13 protein-coding genes are annotated in these 17449 nt (G+C 56.7%); 9 read left to right on the top strand and 4 right to left on the bottom strand.

Going from position 1 to position 17449, the window contains the following annotated elements; genetic code table 11:
* Positions 1 to 15: 15 nt before the first annotated feature.
* Positions 16 to 867: an SDR family oxidoreductase gene (locus PMI16_RS12560; protein ID WP_007880006.1), complete on the bottom strand. Its 852-nt coding sequence runs from the start codon at positions 865 to 867 to the stop codon at positions 16 to 18.
* A 108-nt stretch (positions 868 to 975) separates the two neighbouring features.
* Here PMI16_RS12560 and PMI16_RS12555 point away from each other — a divergent pair, with 108 nt between their 5' ends.
* Together PMI16_RS12555 and PMI16_RS12550 are read left to right on the top strand one after the other, a co-directional pair.
* Positions 976 to 1383, top strand: coding sequence for a winged helix-turn-helix transcriptional regulator (locus PMI16_RS12555; RefSeq protein WP_007880005.1), 408 nt, complete (start codon positions 976 to 978; stop codon positions 1381 to 1383).
* 376 nt (positions 1384 to 1759) lie between these two features.
* Positions 1760 to 2695 (top strand): hypothetical protein, encoded by a 936-nt coding sequence (locus tag PMI16_RS12550; protein WP_007880004.1) that lies wholly within the window; start codon positions 1760 to 1762, stop codon positions 2693 to 2695.
* Positions 2696 to 2861: 166 nt separating this feature from the next.
* Here the strand turns inward: PMI16_RS12550 and PMI16_RS12545 are convergent, their stop codons facing one another.
* From PMI16_RS12545 to PMI16_RS12535, 3 genes are read right to left on the bottom strand one after another with little or no spacing between them, the layout of a single operon-like run.
* Positions 2862 to 4211 carry an ATP-binding protein gene (locus PMI16_RS12545; RefSeq protein ID WP_237719854.1) on the bottom strand — a complete coding sequence of 450 codons (1350 nt, stop codon included), beginning with the start codon at positions 4209 to 4211 and terminating at the stop codon, positions 2862 to 2864.
* A gap of 11 nt (positions 4212 to 4222) precedes the next feature.
* The gene (locus PMI16_RS12540) at positions 4223 to 6391 is read right to left on the bottom strand and encodes an ATP-binding protein (protein WP_007880002.1); all 2169 of its coding nucleotides are present in this window, start codon (positions 6389 to 6391) and stop codon (positions 4223 to 4225) included.
* A 47-nt stretch (positions 6392 to 6438) separates the two neighbouring features.
* The gene (locus tag PMI16_RS12535; RefSeq protein ID WP_007880001.1) at positions 6439 to 7413 is read right to left on the bottom strand and encodes a TRAP transporter substrate-binding protein; all 975 of its coding nucleotides are present in this window, start codon (positions 7411 to 7413) and stop codon (positions 6439 to 6441) included.
* A gap of 300 nt (positions 7414 to 7713) precedes the next feature.
* Here PMI16_RS12535 and PMI16_RS12530 point away from each other — a divergent pair, with 300 nt between their 5' ends.
* The 7 genes from PMI16_RS12530 to PMI16_RS12500 all read left to right on the top strand — a co-directional run bounded on the left by PMI16_RS12530 (position 7714) and on the right by PMI16_RS12500 (position 16623).
* Positions 7714 to 9105, top strand: a complete 1392-nt coding sequence (locus PMI16_RS12530) for an aminopeptidase P family protein (RefSeq protein WP_007880000.1) — start codon at positions 7714 to 7716, stop codon at positions 9103 to 9105.
* Positions 9106 to 9316: 211 nt separating this feature from the next.
* Entirely contained in the window at positions 9317 to 10927 is a 1611-nt protein-coding gene (locus tag PMI16_RS12525; protein WP_007879997.1) for an ABC transporter substrate-binding protein, read from the top strand.
* 316 nt (positions 10928 to 11243) lie between these two features.
* Positions 11244 to 12254, top strand: coding sequence for an ABC transporter permease subunit (locus PMI16_RS12520; protein WP_007879991.1), 1011 nt, complete (start codon positions 11244 to 11246; stop codon positions 12252 to 12254).
* A complete protein-coding gene (locus PMI16_RS12515; protein WP_007879989.1) occupies positions 12251 to 13177 on the top strand; it encodes an ABC transporter permease subunit in 927 nt (308 codons plus the stop codon). Before PMI16_RS12520 ends, PMI16_RS12515 begins: the two co-directional genes overlap by 4 nt.
* A 3-nt stretch (positions 13178 to 13180) precedes the next feature.
* Positions 13181 to 14179, top strand: a complete 999-nt coding sequence (locus PMI16_RS12510) for an oligopeptide/dipeptide ABC transporter ATP-binding protein (RefSeq protein ID WP_007879988.1) — start codon at positions 13181 to 13183, stop codon at positions 14177 to 14179.
* The gene (locus PMI16_RS12505) at positions 14179 to 15198 is read left to right on the top strand and encodes a dipeptide ABC transporter ATP-binding protein (protein ID WP_081493410.1); all 1020 of its coding nucleotides are present in this window, start codon (positions 14179 to 14181) and stop codon (positions 15196 to 15198) included. Before PMI16_RS12510 ends, PMI16_RS12505 begins: the two co-directional genes overlap by 1 nt.
* A 138-nt stretch (positions 15199 to 15336) precedes the next feature.
* Positions 15337 to 16623 carry an aspartate carbamoyltransferase gene (locus PMI16_RS12500; protein ID WP_034380222.1) on the top strand — a complete coding sequence of 429 codons (1287 nt, stop codon included), beginning with the start codon at positions 15337 to 15339 and terminating at the stop codon, positions 16621 to 16623.
* Positions 16624 to 17449 lie beyond the last annotated feature (826 nt).

Here is a 17449-nt window from a genome sequence, read left to right as displayed (position 1 = left end):
GGGGACGTTCCAGGTTTATTTCAACACCGCCGCCACCGAACTTGCCCACGGTGTGGTCGGCCGGCCGATCAGCGTGGAGAGTTGCCGTCCTTCGTCGAACAGCGCGCCGCCGGATGCCGCCGTATCGGAATCGGACAGCAGCGTCGCGACGGCTTCCGGCAAGCCGAAACCGATCAGCGCGGCCTTGTAATCGGCTTCCGGAATATTGCGATACTCCACCGTCTTGCCCGACTGGCGCGACACTTCGGCGGCCAGCTCGGTCAAGGTGTAGGCGCTGTCGCCGGCCAGTTCATAAATCTTGCCCGCCTGTCCCTCGCCGGCCAATACGACTGCCGCAGCCTCCGCATAGTCGCTGCGCGCCGCCGAGGAAATCCGGCCGTTGCCGGCGCTGCCGTAGATGGCGCCTTGTGCGAGCGCGCCCGGCACGCCGGCGGTGTAATTCTCGGTGTACCAGCCGTTGCGCAGGATGGCTGCCGGCACGCCGCTGTCCTTGATGGCTTGTTCGGTTTGCAGATGTTCGGCCGCCAGACCGAGCTTCGAGGTATCCGCGCGCAGGACGCTGGTGTAGGCCAGGAGTTGCACCTTGGCGCGTTTGGCGGCATCGACGACCGCACGATGCTGGGCAAGACGCGCGCCGATTTCATTGGAAGAGATCAGCAAGATTTTTTTCGCCCCCTGGAACGCAACGTCGAGGCTGGCGGCGTCGGTATAGTCGGCGCGGCGCACCTGCACACCCAGCGCGGCAAGGTCGCCGGCTTTCTCCGGGCTGCGCACGGCGGCAACGATCTGGCCGGCGGGAACGGTTTTCAACAATGCTGCAATGACGAGACGGCCCAATTGGCCGGTAGCTCCGGTAACGACGATCATGACGATTCCTATCCAATAAAAATGAAACTACAGTGAAAGAAATCTCAGGTTACCGGATACACTTACTTTTAGTAAGTACGCACAAAAAGGTTAGTGTAGAATAAACGGATGAATACACGAGATCCCCTCCCCGACCCGCTCGCAGATCACGTTTCACTCAAGGAACGGCTACGGCGCGGCGAGTTGTTTTCCGCCGATTGCCCCTCGCGTGCCGTGCTCAAGCACATCACCAGCCGCTGGGGCGTGCTGATCCTGGTGGCGCTGCTGGCCGGCACGCACCGCTTCAGCGACTTGCGCCGCAAGATCGGCGGCGTCAGCGAAAAAATGCTCGCCCAGACGCTGCAAGACCTGGAAGGCGACGGCCTGGTGATCCGCAAATCCTATGACGTGGTGCCGCCGCACGTGGACTACACCCTGTCGCCCCTGGGATTGGAAGCGGCGCAGCGCGTGGAAGCGCTGACGGACTGGATAGAGATGAGTTTGCCGCGCATCATGGCAATACGGCAGGAGAACTGAAGCCCAACGCAAGGAAGAATGCAGGTCCTGCTATAACAAGAAAACCACATCAGCCCGGCGCTTGATGTGGTTTTTTATTGCGCGGAAAAATTAGGCCATGAAATAAATTTGCGCCTGAAATATTTCCGTCGGAACACTTTCCGCTTATTTGCCATCCGACCGATTTCCGCAGCTTCCATCGCTTGAAAAATCATGGCCCGGCGGAAGCGCCGCCGCTGCCGTGGAAGCAGAGTCCGGGGTTGTTTTGCTGACACGCGGGATGCGCTTCAAATCGCAACAATTTCTGTCCACGCATAATTTTGAGTTGTATTATTAGCCATTGCACCACGGTGGCAGACGCTAGGCAAAATCTTCAATCAACGAGGGGGAAACACTCATGTCGGAAACAAAAAAATATCGTCTGGTGACGCGCAGCGACTTTGACGGTCTGGTCTGCGCAGTCCTGCTGAAACACCTGAACATGATCGACGACATCCTGTTCGTGCATCCGAAAGACATGCAGGACGGCAAGATCGCGATCAGCGACAACGACATCACCACCAACCTGCCGTTCGTGCCGGGCGTGCATATCGCCTTCGACCATCACTTGTCGGAAACCATCCGCAACACCGGCGAACGCAAGAACCACGTGATCCACCCCGACGCGCCGTCGGCCGCGCGCGTGGTGTACGACTACTACGGCGGCGAAAAGGCTTTCCCCGCATCGTGGGGCGACATGATGGCCGCCGTCGACAAGGGCGACGCCGCCCGCTTCAACGAACAGGAAGTGCTCGATCCGCAAGGCTGGGACCTGCTCAACTTCCTGATGGATGCCCGCACCGGCCTCGGCCGCTTCCGCGACTTCCGCATCTCCAACTACAACCTGATGATGGACCTGATCGAACTGTGCAAGTCGCACACCATCGACCAGATCATGGCCTCGCCCGACGTCAAGGAACGCAAGGACCTGTACTTCGAGCATGCCGAAAAGTGCAAGGAACAAATCCGCCGCTGCGCCACCGTGCACAAGAACCTGGTGGTGCTGGACCTGCGCAACGAAGAAGTCATCTTCGCCGGCAACCGCTTCATCATCTACGCCCTGTTCCCGCAGACGAACATCTCCATCCACGTGCTGTGGGGCCTGAAGAACCAGAACACCGTCTTCGCCACCGGCAAATCCATCCTGAACCGCACCTCGAAAACCAACATCGGCGCACTGATGCTGGAATACGGCGGCGGCGGGCACGAGAACGCCGGGACTTGCCAGGTGGAGAACGAGCGCGCCGAAGAAGTCTTGAAGGCGTTGATCGCGCGGATTAATGCGGATGGTTAACTGACGGTTCGCTTGCCGCAAGCGCATTGATTGCCGCACATTGAAAGGCTCCCGTTCGGGAGCCTTTTTGTTTGCCGGCAGCGCGTGGCCTTCGCAAAACGCCGGCAGGTCACGCCATGACTCCATGTGCAGGACCGATTGCATTCAAAGAGCTTCCGCTGACGATTCAATCCTCTTTCATTTCGACAAGGAGCGGGTCTACCGGCAAATGAATCGTGAAAGACGTGCCGACGTTGAGTTCACTGCTTACTTGAATTTTTCCGCGATGATTGCTGACTATTCCATAGGACAAGGACAAACCAAGCCCGGTACCGCTGCCAACAGGTTTGGTGGTAAAAAAGGGATCGAAAATCCGCGTCAAATTCTCGGGAGGAATACCGGCACCGTCGTCGCTGATTTTTATCCAGACCTGATCCTCTTCGGTTCCGGTGCAAATGGTGATGACGCCACGTTTCTCAATCGCATGCGCGGCGTTGACGAGCAGGTTCATGAAGACCTGATTCAGTTGGGAGGCAATGCATTTGACCGGGGGCAGAACGCCGTATTGCTTGACCACGTTGGCTTTATATTTGATTTCATTGTTGACGATGTTCAAGGTGCTGTCCAAGCCGTGATGCAGGTCCGCAAACTCCCACTCGCTGACTCCTCTGTGCGAAAAGTCCTTTAACGATTGCACGATATCCTTGACGCGCTTCAAACCATCCTGCGACTCGGTCATCAATTCATCCGCATCCGTTTTCAGAAAATCCATATCGGCATGCTGCTTGAGTTGCTCCATTTGCGGCACTGTCGATGGATGCTGCACAAGGAGTTTCTCGTAGCTGTCGATCAGGCCGAACAAGACACTCATGTATTGACGCAAGGAGTTGAGATTCGAATTGACGAAGCCGATCGGATTGTTTATTTCGTGAGCGACCCCTGCGGCCAATTGTCCGAGCGAAGCCATTTTTTCCGATTGAAGCAACTGGTTCTGCGCCTCCTTCAATTGAAGGATGAGCTGATGTTGCTTGTCACTTTCCACTTGCAAAGCCTGTTCCGCAAGGACGCGCGTCCTCACCTCTTGCTGCAATTCGGCATTTTGCATGCTCACTTGCTTTTGCATTTCTTGTAATCGAAGATGCGTTCTGATGCGCACCAACACCTCTTCGATTTCGATCGGTTTGGTGATGTAGTCGATCCCGCCGACGTCAAATCCGGTCACGATGTTCGTCGTATCGGTTAACGCTGTCATGAATATCACCGGAATATCGCGCGTTGCTTCGTCCTTTTTTAATCGGCGACACATTTCAAATCCGTCCATCCCCGGCATCATGACATCGAGCAGGATCAGGTTTGGCAATACATATTGCGCCCGCTGCAAACCTTCTTCGCCGTCTTGCGCCACGACCACCGTGAAGTCCTGGCTTTCCAGGAAATCGGTTAATACACCTATGTTCGCGAGCGTGTCGTCCACCACCAGAATAGTGACCGGTGTCGGCGGAATGGACAGGTTGGCGGGTTCTACCATAGTTGACATGTCGACATTAGTCATTGAGACGATGTTCGCTGCACATATTTTTCTATCAAACTCACCAGCGTCTTTGATTGATAGGATTTGGCCAATTGGCGCAATTTCTCGGCAAAGGGATGATATGTGTGACTCAGTGTATCGAGATAATCCGCACGCTGACGAATTTTCCGCATATCGCCGGCTAATGCCATGCGATACAAAATCTCAATCTCCTCAATGGGAGGAATGACCAGGACATGCTCATCGCTCTCGGCTTGCGGGGCAGCCTCGGCAATCGCCTGGTCATAAACCAGCGATACCTTGAGATACTCGTTCATTTTATGCACAAGAATTTCTTGCTGCACAGGTTTTTTCATAAAGAAATTAACACCGGCATCCAAACTCTTCTGTTCATCTTCCGAGGTCACGCTGGCGGAAATGGCAATGACCGGAATACTCTGCGTTTCCGGTATTTCCCGGATCTTGCGGGTCGCATCGAGTCCGTTCATTACCGGCATCACGATATCCATCAGGATCAGATCGGGCCGCAGTTGCTGCGCCTGTGCCACGCCGTCTTCGCCATTGACGGCAAGGCAGATTTCGAATCCAAGTCCACCCAGCATGTCACTCAGCATTTCCCTGTTTGCGGCAATATCGTCTACCACCAGAATTTTTTTCCGAGGCCCCTGATAAGCGACGACCGGCAAGCCTGGCAGCGGCGCGGCAACGTCAGCGGTTGCGATGGGAAGCAGTAAGGTGAAATGAAATATGCTGCCGGCACCCAGTCGGCTCGATATGGCGATGTCGCCATCCATCATGCGCACGAGTTGGCGACTTATCGACAAACCCAAGCCGGTTCCGCCAAAGCGGCGTTGCGTTTCGCCAACCTGTTCGAACGGCTGAAAAATGGTCTCGAATTGACCGGGATCCAGGCCAATGCCGGTATCTTCGACAGCAAACCTCAACTGTATTGCATTCGCATTCCGGGACAATACCGATACGCGTAACGTAACTTGTCCCGTATCGGTAAATTTGACGGCGTTCCCCAGCAAGTTCAGCATTACCTGTCGCAACCGTTTCTCGTCGAGCACAAGCGTCGGTATCGTCTGATCGCTGTCAAGAACATATTGAAGGCCTTTTTGCTCGGCCTTGACGCGAATAATATTGCCGATACCGTCCAAAAACACATGCAAGTTGACTGGATAAGGAAACAATTCGAACTTGCCTGCTTCGATTTTCGACAAATCCAGCAGATCGGTGATCAACATCAAGAGATGCTCGCCACTATCATAAATCGTATTGAGACCGATGAGTTGGCGTTCGCCAAGGTTTTTGTTGCGTTTGAGAATTTGTGCGTAGCCGAGAATCGCATTGAGCGGGGTACGCAATTCGTGCGTCATGCTTGCCAAAAATGTACTTTTTGCATGATTGGCCACTTCGGCACGTTCTTTTGCAATACTCAGTTCCGAAGTGCGTTCGTTGATCAATTCTTCGAGATGATTGCGGTGCTGTTTAAGCTCTTCCTCGATACGCTTTCGTTCGGTGATTTCGCTGACAAGCGACAAGAGAGATTGTTCTTTTTCCTTGATGTACTGCCTGATCAGATACATCACCAGCAGTGCCGTCAAAATAGTGGCAAGCAAGGAAATCGACATTCCTAAATACAGGCCGTCCCTGCTCGAACGCAGCAAATCGATGATGTTTTTCGTTGCGCTGGCGGTCTTGCTGGTACTGAAGCTGGTCAGTTTTTGCAATACCAGTTCAATCCGTTTGTTTTCTTCTCCTTGCGCGGAAAACTCAAGTATGCGCGGATCAACGCCTGCACTACGCTGCCGGATCACCGCTTGCATCGACTGACGATACAACTGTGTCAACACTTCTGCCTTGTCGATCAATAATTGTTCCTCTTGCATCATATCGGCGGTACTGCGATAGGCGCGGAGTTGCTCGTCGAGCAGATTCAGTTCCAGCATGAAGCGTTCATCGTAATTGCCGCCACGATGAATGTAGTCGACAAAATCCAAGGCCGCAGCACTAAGATGGATGGAGCTTTTCAGAAGCAATTCATTGCGTTTGACGGTTACCGTGGACATTTCCGTCCATTGCTCGGACAACCGTGAAAAAATAGTCAGCGAAAATATCACAATGCCGATGACCGTCACGACGATGACGCCGAAGCCACTTCCCAGCACGGTTTTTATTTTCATATCTGCATGAAGTTCACGGTTACAGGCGAGTGTTTTGCCTCATTGACTCATTTCTCCCGGGCCGCATTGACGACGCGTTTTGTAAAATCCCCGATGGCACTGGCAAACCATTTCTCCGTCACGCCATTGGTGGCAGCGACGAATGGTTTCAATTGCACCTTGTTGATACTGACACCCTTGTTCTTCAATTCCACCAGCAGTTTTTCTTCTTCTTCCTTCGCCAGCTTGCGTTGCAATTGCGTGGCCTGGGTTGCCGCGTTCAGAATAATCCGACGATCGCCTTCGGATAAGCCATCCCAGGTGCGTTTGCTCATCAGAAAGGGAGTCATTTCATATTTGTGATTCGTCAATGAAATATATTTTTGTACCTCGTAGAGCTTGCCTGCATTGATATTGACCAGCGGATTTTCCTGACCGTCGACAATGCCTTGCTGTAATGCCGCATACAAATCGGAGAATTTGATCTGAAACGCCTTCGCTCCCAAGGCCTCCATGATGTCTATGGTTACCGGATCCGGAGGAGTACGAATATTCATTTGTTTCATATCCGCGGGCGTGAGGATGGGTTTCTTGTTATTCGTCATCTGACGAATGCCGTTGTCCCAATAGCCCAGGACGATCATTCCTTTGGCGGCGGTTTTTTGTGCCAATTCCTTGCCCAGCGGCCCATCCAGCACCTTCCAGGCTTGCGTCACATTGGCAAAGAGAAATGGCATGCCAAACGCATTGTATTCAGGGACCACTGCGGAAACCGGGCCCTGGCTATTGGCCGACATGTCCAAAGTCCCGGCCAACAGCGAGTCGATCATGGCAACGTCATCGCCCAGCCGCGCTGCACCTGCCACTTCAACCTCAATGCGATTATTGCTGTCTCTTTTAACGATTTCCGCGAAACGCATTGCCGCTACCTGACGCGGACTGTTTAGCCCGGTCCCGTGTCCCAGCACCAATTTGATTTGAGCAAACGAAGATAAGGAAAAAAATGACAGCAATATACCAACGATTATTTTATTAATTAGCATGGTCGGTCACCTTTGATTGAGCTTTGATATTTTTCAACGCCACTTCAAGTCAAACTGCCACCAGACTACATTATTCTAATGATTACTTGTGAGATTGTCGTACACGAATGTTGGCAATAGCCCGACCGCCCCGGAGAAGCGGGCATGAACGAAAGCCGGGCCATCCAGGAAATGCAAAACAGTTGTCGTCGCCGGCAACTTGGACCTATCATCCTGATCCATGTAGTCTGACAGCGCCCGAGAAGAACCTGCATCCGTTTGCATCACCGATATTTTTACCGACAATAAAACGGAGACACGATGTTTACCCGTAACGAATACCAACGCCGCCGCCGGCAGCTGCAGCAGTCCATGCCATCCGGGCTGGTGCTGCTGATGGGCGCCGATGCCATTCCGCTCAGCTCGCCGCGGGACGCCTATCCGTTTCGCCAGGACAGCACCTTCGCCTATTTCCTCGGCTTGCAACGCCCGGCCCTGAGCGCGATCATCGATCTCGACGACGGCAGCGAAGTCCTGTTCGGCGACGAGCAATCCGACAGCGACATCATCTGGCACGGCCCCCACCCCATGAGCCTGCGGGAAGAAGCCGCTCAGGCCGGGATCGATACCGTCTTCCCCAGCGCGGATTTGCAGCAGTTGCTTGCCCGCGCACAGCAGCAAATGCGCACGATCCACTATGTTCCGCCCTATCGCGCCGAGACCGTTGCCGTACTGGGTGATTTACTGCAGAAACCGGCGCAGCAAATCAGGGATGGTGCATCGCAAGATCTTATTGCCGCCATCGTCCGCCTGCGCGAAGTCAAAAGCAGCGAAGAAATCCTTGAAATGGAAAAGGCGCAAGCGGTCGCGCGCCTGATGCACATTGCGGCGATGCGGCACGCCAAACCCGACGTCTACGAATATGAGATTGTTGCGGAAATGGAGCGCGTGCTGCGTCGTCACAATACCTACGCGCCGTACATACCGATTTTTTCCCGTCACGGTGAAATTCTCCACAACCATTCCTATGACAACCGTTTGCGCAAAGGCGACCTGGTCGTCAACGATTCCGGCGCCGCGAGCCCGTTTCACTATGTCGCCGACATCACGCGCACCATCCCCGTCGGCGGCCGTTTCTCGGACCGCCAACGCGCCGTCTACGAAGTGGTGCTGCATGCGCAACAACAGTGCATTGCAACGCTGCGGGCAGGCATTGCTTATGCGGACGTGCACCGTGCTGTGGCAATCGACCTGGTGCGCGGCCTGACCGCATTGGGACTTTTCCGCGGCGATCCTGAAGCGATCGTCGATTCCGGCGCTTATGCCTTGTGCTATCCGCACGGACTCGGCCACCAGTTGGGCCTGGACGTCCACGACATGGAAAGTTACGGCGAAGACCTGGTCGGCTACGACGCCCGGCACCGCCGCAGCGAACTGTTCGGCCTGCGCAATCTGCGGCTGGCCAAACCCCTGCGCGCGGGCATGGTCATCACCGTGGAACCCGGCATTTATTTCATCCCTCAACTCATACAGCGCTGGGAAAATCAAGGATTGCACCGCGAATACATCGACTATGAGCGGTTCAATGACTACCTGGATTTTGGCGGCATCCGCATTGAAGACAACGTCGTGGTCACCGACGGCGACGCGCGTATCCTGGGAGAGGTCATTCCCAAAACCTGCGGAGAAATTGAAGACATCATGGCAACCTGAGCAGGCGCCTCAATCGGCAACCGGAATGCCCGGTCCGGCCAGGACAGGCATATAGGACAGTACGAAGCCGTGCGCACAAAATTGGCCCGATATTTGCATTGCGATAGCGAAATGCAACAAAGCGGCTAAGGAACCGCCGAAGTTTTCAGACGATGCAACAAGCCGTCTCGGTGGAGTTTTTGTTTTGGTACATATAAATGGGGCACAACAGATGAAAAGTAAGCACAAGTTAATGATCAAGGCAGGCCTGTTCTCGGTCCTGTGCATTTACGGCGGTGTCGCCATGGCGGCAAAGACGCTGGTGTTCTGCTCGGAGGGCAGCCCGGAAGGATTCAATCCGCAACTGTTCACCACCGGTACGACCTTCGATGCTTCGTCCGTACCGATGTACAACCGCCTGGTGCAGTTCGAGCTCGGCACCACCAACATCGTGCCGGGACTGGCGACATCGTGGGAAGTCTCCGCCGATGGCCTGACCTATACATTCAAGCTGCGCCATGGCGTCAAGTTCCACACCACCGCCAAGTTCACGCCGACCCGCGACTTCAATGCCGACGACGTGATCTTTTCGTACAATCGCATGGCCATAGACAGCCATCCTTTCCACAAGCTGGCGGCCGGCCAATCCTTCGCCTACTTCAACGACATGGGCATGAGCAAGATCGTCGACAAGCTTGAGAAGATCGACGACTACACCGTGCGCTTCACGCTCAAGGCGCCTGAATCGCCTTTCCTCGCCAACCTGGCGATGGACTTCGCGTCCATCCTGTCGGCCGAATACGCCGACAAGATGGCGGCCGCCGGCACGCCTGACGTGATCGACCGCGATCCGGTCGGCACCGGGCCGTTCCAGTTCGTCTCCTATCAGAAAGACGCGGTCATCCGTTACAAGGCGTTCGACAAATCCTGGCAAGGCCGTCCCAAGATCGACAACCTGATCTACGCCATCACGCCGGATGCTTCGGTGCGCTACGCGAAGCTGAAAGCCAACGAGTGCCAGGTCATGGCCTATCCGAAATCGGCCGACCTGGCCTTGATGAAGGAAGACAAGAACATCAAGCTGCTGACCAAACCAGGCCTGAACGTCGGCTACATCGCCTTCAACGTCGAGAAGAAACCCTTCGACAGCAAGGAAGTACGTCAGGCGCTGAACATGGCGATCGACAAGCAAAGCATCCTGAACACCGTATTCCTGGGTACCGGCATGGCCGCCAAGAACCTGATCCCGCCGACCATGTGGAGCTATAACGACAAGGTCAAGGACTACGCTTACGACCCGGCCAAGGCGAAGGCATTGCTGGCCAAGGCAGGCTATGCCAACGGCGTCGAAGTCGAGCTTTGGTACCTGCCGGTCAGCCGCCCCTACAATCCGGACGGCAAGCGCATGGCCGAACTGATTCAGGCCGACTGGGAAAAGGTCGGCGTCAAGACCAAGCTCACGACCTTTGAATGGGGCGAGTATCGCAAGCGCTCCAAAACCGGTGAACAGCACGCCATGATGTACGGCTGGAACGGCGACAACGGCGATCCGGACAACTTCTTCAAGACCGTGCTCGGCTGCGATGCGGTGCAAGGCGGCGGCAACGTGGCGCGCTGGTGCAACAAGGATTATGAAGCGCTGGTGCAAAAGGCCAAGTCCCTGAACAAGCAAGCCGACCGCGCCAAGCTGTACGAACAGGCTCAGGTCATTGCCAAGGAAGAAGCGCCATGGGTCACGATCGCGCACTCCACGCGCTTCGTCCCGGTGCGCAAGGAAGTGGTGGGCTTCAAGATGGATGCGACTATCCATAACTATTTCGACAAGGTCGATCTGGCCAAGTAAGCTGACCAGCTGGGCACTACCGCTACCGGCGGCCTTCTTGTATCGATAAGAAGGCTGTCGGCGGCAACACATACAAGACGACGATGAAACGACGACATCGCTTCCTCTGCAACGGCCGGTAGTCCACATCGGATCCGGGTGTCCAGAGAATTCGACCAGTCCTTGATCAACTGAAAATACCAGGCAACACAAGTCGTACCGGTCGCTGATTTCGCCATCGCGATGACGGCAGTGCAAGTCTCCGACAAGTTTTCTGAGGTCAGTGGAGACCAGACGGACCGGCGCGTTCTTTTCATTTTTACCCAAGGTATTTCTTATGTTCGTTTTTCTGCTTCGCCGGGCCGGCCTGGTCATTCCGACCTTCCTCGGCATCACCCTGCTGGTGTTCACACTGATCCACCTGATCCCTGGCGATCCGGTGGAAGCCATGTCCGGCGAACGCGGCATGGATCCGGCGCTCTATGCGCGCATGGCGCATGAACTGGGTCTGGACCAGCCGCTCTACATTCAATATTTCAGCTATCTGAAGCAAGTCGCCAGTGGCAACCTCGGCGTGTCTTATGTCACGCATGAACCTGTCTTGCGCGAGTTTGCGACGCTGTTCCCGGCGACGCTGGAGCTGTCCGTATGCGCCATGCTGCTGGCGCTGCTGATCGGCATCCCGGCCGGCATTCTGGCCGCGCTGAAACGCAATACCGTGCTCGATTATTCCGTGATGGGCGTCTCGCTCACCGGCTATTCGATGCCGGTCTTCTGGTGGGCGCTGCTGCTGATCCTGCTGTTCTCCGTCACGCTCGGCTGGACACCGGTATCGGGCCGCATCGACATCATGTTCGACCTGCCGCCGGTGACCGGCTTCATGCTGATCGATACGCTGATCGCGGGCGACATGGACGCCTTCCGCTCCGCCCTTTCGCACCTGATCCTGCCGACCGTGACCCTGGCGACCATTCCGCTGGCGGTCGTCGCGCGGATGACGCGTTCGGCGATGCTGGAGGTGCTGCGCGAAGATTATGTCAGGACGGCGCGCGCCAAAGGCCTATCCCAGCTGCGCGTCATCGGCATCCATGCCCTGCGCAATGCGCTCATCCCGGTGGTGACCGTGATCGGCCTCCAGATCGGCACGCTGCTGGCAGGCGCGATCCTGACCGAAACCATTTTTTCCTGGCCCGGCATCGGCAAGTGGCTGGTCGGCGCGATCCAGAGCCGCGACTACACCGTGGTGCAGGGCGGCATCCTGCTTTCCGCGAGCATCGTCATCGGCGTCAATCTGGCCGTCGATTTGCTGTACGGCGTCATCAGTCCAAGAATCAGGCACAGCACATGAGCGATCAAACTTTCCCTGCCGCGCCAACCACGGTCGCGAACATCTCCGCCGAGATCGGCAAGCCGCCACATCCGGCGATCGAACTATGGCGTCACTTCCGCCAGAACCGCGGCGCCGTGATCGGCCTGGCGCTGATCCTGCTGATGTTGCTGGCCACGATCTTCGCCGATGTCATCGCGCCGCACTCCGCCATCGAGCAATTCCGCGATACGACGCTGGCGCCGCCTGCGTGGCAGACCGGCGGCAGCGCCCGCTTCCTGCTCGGCACCGATCCGGTCGGCCGCGATATCCTGTCACGCATCATTTACGGCACGCGCCTGTCGCTGATCATCGGGCTGGTTTCCGTCACCATTTCGCTGAGCGTCGGCATCGCACTGGGTCTGATCGCAGGCTTCTTCCGCGGCGTCGCCGAACTGATCATCATGCGCCTGATGGACATCCTGCTCGCCCTGCCCAGCCTGCTGCTGGCGGTAGCGGTGGTGGCCGTGCTCGGCTCCGGCCTGATGAACGCCATGTATGCGATCGCCATCGTGCTCTTGCCGCACTACACGCGGCAAACCCGCGCCGCCGTGATCAGCGAACTGTCCAAGGACTACGTCAACGCGTCGCGTATTGCCGGCGCCGGCAAGCTGCGCCTGATGTTCAACTGCGTGTTGCCCAACTGCGCAGCGCCGCTGATCGTGCAGGCCACGCTGGGATTTTCGACCGCCATTCTCGACGCTGCGGCGCTGGGCTTTCTCGGTCTCGGCGCCCAACCGCCGACGCCGGAATGGGGTTCCATGCTCGCCAGCGCGCTCGAATTCATCCAGAGCGCGTGGTGGGTGGTGACCTTCCCGGGCCTGGCGATCCTGATCTCGGTGCTGGCATTCAACCTGATGGGCGACGGTCTGCGCGACGCCCTCGACCCCAAATTGAAACGATAGACCATGGCGCTTCTTGACATCCACCATCTGCGCGTTGAATTCGGCACGGAGACCAATCCGCACATCGCCGTCGACGATCTCGACTTGCACATCGAACGGGGCGAGGTCGTCGGCATCGTCGGCGAATCCGGCTCCGGCAAGAGCGTCACTTCGCTGGCGCTGATGGGACTGATCGACTATCCCGGCCGCGTCAAGGCCGAGCGCATGGCCTTCGATGGACAGGACCTTCTAAAGATGTCAGAGCGTGAACGGCGCGCCCTGCTGGGCAAGGACATCGCGATGATCTTTCAGAATCCGATGACGAGCCTGAATCCATCCTTCACCGTCGCGTATCAGTTGATGGAAACCTTGCGCGTGCATGAAAAGGGGTCAAAAACCGAATTGCGCGCCCGCGCGCTTGAACTGCTCAGGCAAGTCAATATTCCCGATCCCGAGCGTCGGCTGGATGCCTATCCGCATCAGCTGTCAGGCGGCATGAGTCAACGCGTGATGGTCGCCATCGCCATCGCTTGCAATCCGCACCTGCTCATCGCCGACGAACCGACCACCGCGCTCGACGTTACCGTGCAGGCGCAGATGCTGGACTTGCTGCTGGACTTGCAACGCGAACGGGGCATGGCGCTGATGCTGATCACCCACGACCTGAGCGTGGTGGCGCAGACCGCGCAACGCGTGGTGGTGATGTATGCCGGCCAGGTGCTGGAAACCGGCACCGTTCCCGAGATCTTCAACGCGCCGCAACACCCCTATACCCAGGCGCTGCTGGCAGCGCTGCCGGAAAACAATGCCGGCCGCGATCGCCTGCAAACCATTCCCGGCATGGTGCCGGGCCAGTACGACCGGCCTGCCGGCTGTCTGCTCAGTCCGCGCTGCGCCTATGCCTTGCCTTACTGCAGCGAAGTGCGCCCGGCCCTGACCGGCGCTGACCACGCCAAAGTGCGCTGCCATTTTCCGCTGGATAGCGCCGGCCGTCCGACCAATCAATGGCAAAAGGCAAGCTGATGACCGAACTCTTTACATCGACGCCGGCAAGCACGCCCACGACAGGTGCATCGGAAATGCTGCTGCGCGCAGACAAACTGACCAAGCACTACCCCGTTTCTCAGGGATTGTTCAAACCCAAGGCGATCTCGCGGGCGCTGGATGGCGTGTCCTTCACGCTCGCCGCCGGCAAGACCCTGGCGGTGGTCGGTGAATCCGGCTGCGGCAAATCGACCCTGGCCAGGCAGGTCACCATGATCGAATCGCCAACCGCCGGCGCACTCTGGCTGGATGGAAAAAATGTCGCCGACCGCGATCCCGTCATTCTGAAGTCGGCGCGCCCACTGGTGCAGATGGTGTTTCAGAATCCCGACGCCAGCCTGAATCCGCGCAAAAAAGTCGCCGCCATGCTGGAAGAACCGCTGATCATCAACACCCGGCTCAACAGCGCCGAGCGCATGGAAAAAGCCAAGGAGATGATGAAGCAGGTCGGACTGCGTCCGGAATTCTACAGTCGCTATCCGCACATGTTTTCCGGCGGCCAGCGCCAACGCATCGCCATTGCGCGCGCGCTCATGCTGGATCCGAAAGTGATCGTCGCCGACGAACCGGTCTCGGCGCTGGACGTCTCGATCCAGGCCCAGGTGCTCAATCTGCTGATGGATATCCAGCAAAAGACCAGGGTCGCGTATCTGTTCATCTCTCACAACCTGTCGGTGGTGGAGCATATTGCCGATGACGTCATGGTGATGTATCTCGGCAAAGTGGTCGAACACGGCAGCAAGGCCGACACCTTCGGCCGCCCGCTGCATCCGTATACGCGCGCCCTCCTGGCCAGCACGCCGCGCATCGATCCGGCGCAACGCCAGGTGCGCCTCATGCTCGACGGCGAACTGCCGTCGCCGCTGGCGCCGCCGCCCGGGTGCGCCTTCCATGGCCGCTGCCCGCACGCCGTCGAACGCTGCCGCCAGGAGGCCCCCGTGCTGCAAAACTTCAAGGGCAGCCTGGTCGCCTGCCATCGCGTCGGCGAAATTGCCTGATCTGCGGCGACGTGACTAAAACTGCAAGGTCGCAGCGCCACTTGCCACAAGACACTACGCAACATGTATATGAATATCATTGCAATTTCCAAAAACAATCAATAAAATACGCATTGCGTACAATATCGATGAATAACAATGACTATTCAACAACAAAGCTTTCTGCGTGATGCCATGCGTCGCCTGAACATGACGCGAGAAGTGCTTTCTTCAAGAATCGGCGTGAGTCGCAGGGCCCTGGACACCTGGCTATTGCCGGTCGAATCGCAAGAGTTTCGGCGCATGCCTGACATTGTTGAGCGTTTTGTGACTGAAATTCTCAGCGCGAATACGCCAATCAATACGCAAAGCGTATATCAAGCTTCTGATTTAACTATCTCGCATGAAGGCAAACCCTGCCTGCTCTCCGTCGATCAGTTTTCGCGCGAATCCGCCGAGGCGCTGTTTCGACTGGCGGACGTGATGCAGCCGATTGCGCGCAGACAAAAAGTGTCGCGCGTGCTGGAAGGCGCCGTACTGGGGAATCTGTTTTTCGAAGCAAGCACCCGCACACGGGTGAGTTTCGGCGCGGCTTTTTGCCGGCTTGGCGGCTCGGTGTGCGACACGACGGGTTTCACGTTCTCCTCCATGGCGAAAGGAGAATCGATCTACGACACCAGCCGCGTCCTGAGCGGTTATGTCGACGCATTGGTGGTGCGTCATCCGGACCAGGGCTCCGTCGCGGAATTCGCGCGCGCAACCAACATCCCCGTCATCAATGCAGGAGACGGGCCGGGCGAACATCCAAGCCAGGCACTCCTTGATCTGTACACGATACAGCGCGAATTCTCCCGCCTGGGCAAGCTGGTCGACGGCGCCCACATCGCCATGGTCGGCGACTTGAAATATGGCCGTACCGTGCACTCGCTGAGCAAACTGCTGGCGCTCTACCGCGGCATCAAATTCACGCTGATCGCTCCCGGACAACTGGAAATGCCGGCGCACATCGTCGAGCGCATCGCGGTCAACGGCAACGTCGTGGAGCAAACATCGGATCTTGCCAACGGCTTGCGCGGCGCGGATGTCGTGTATGCCACACGCATACAGAAAGAACGCTTCGGCAACGAAGCCATCGAGGGCTACACCCCGGATTTCCAGATCAACCAGGCGCTGGTCAATGCGGTGTGCAAACCGGATGCGCTGATCATGCACCCCCTGCCGCGCGACAGCCGCCCGGGCGCGAACGATCTCGGCGCCGATCTTCTGCACGACCCTCGCCTGGCGATCTTCCGCCAGACCGACAACGGCATCCCGGTCCGGATGGCGCTTTTCGCCTCCCTGCTGGGCGTCGCGGAACAAGTGCCGCATTCGCTCAAAGACGCGACCTGGAAAGCGCCGCGCTTTATCGGGCCTGATGATGCGCTTTTTCATGGGATGGATGGTTGAGGGCGATGCTCGTAAGTCTGCAGTGGCAAACTACGAATGGCACAACCTATGCTGAATAGCACAAATGAAAAAGCCTCCATGTCTGGAGGCCTTATCTGTATTCTGGCGGAGAGAGGGGCAGTATTAAGCGATCAGCAAAGCCGCTCTGGTTATGGCTCCTCTTCCAAATTTCTCTCCTTACCCACGTGAAGCCGTAATGCGCCGGCCATGCAACAAGAAGGAGCCGAGGATCAGGCCTTCTACGTGTGCGGGCATTCTTTCGCCTATTTGTTGCTGTCAGTTCATGGGGTCTGTTTCATCAAATTCACGCACCGGGCGCAGCCGTTATACTGTCCTCAAAATAAATCTACAAGGAGAATGGAATGACAAACGCTGAATGAGACAAAGCGTGAGCGAAAATCACAGGCATGAAAGCCGTGCTCTATTCGCTTTGTGCAGCCCAGGCCCCTGAGCAGGCACGCCTTTTCAGACGCTCCTACAGAGACAGCTTGATTCCATTGAGGAAAATTCGGCCCCATCAGCCGATGCGCGCGAATTCATGGAGCGGACTGTCGCCGTGATTCACGATTTTATCCTAGTAGCGAAGAAAGACTAGCTTCGGGGAAATACCCCATGGCTTGCTTCCGCTTTCGACTAGAAGTAGCCTCGCCGACAAATAAAACACGCAACAGAAAATACATATAGGGAAAGTATCAGTGTTTAATTTTTTTAAGAAAAAGAAGAACGCGCTAGACTTTTCCGAAATTGACTCAAGAGAGAAGGCCGAAATAGCTGCGAAGGGCGGTGCGTTTGGAGGCGCTCCTGAGGGACCAAACGTCTTGTTTTT

The organism is Herbaspirillum sp. CF444 (genome assembly GCF_000282135.1).
GTDB lineage: Bacteria > Pseudomonadota > Gammaproteobacteria > Burkholderiales > Burkholderiaceae_D > Herbaspirillum.
The sequence above is the reverse complement of the archived record's forward strand: the minus strand, read 5'-3'. Positions and strand labels throughout refer to the sequence as shown.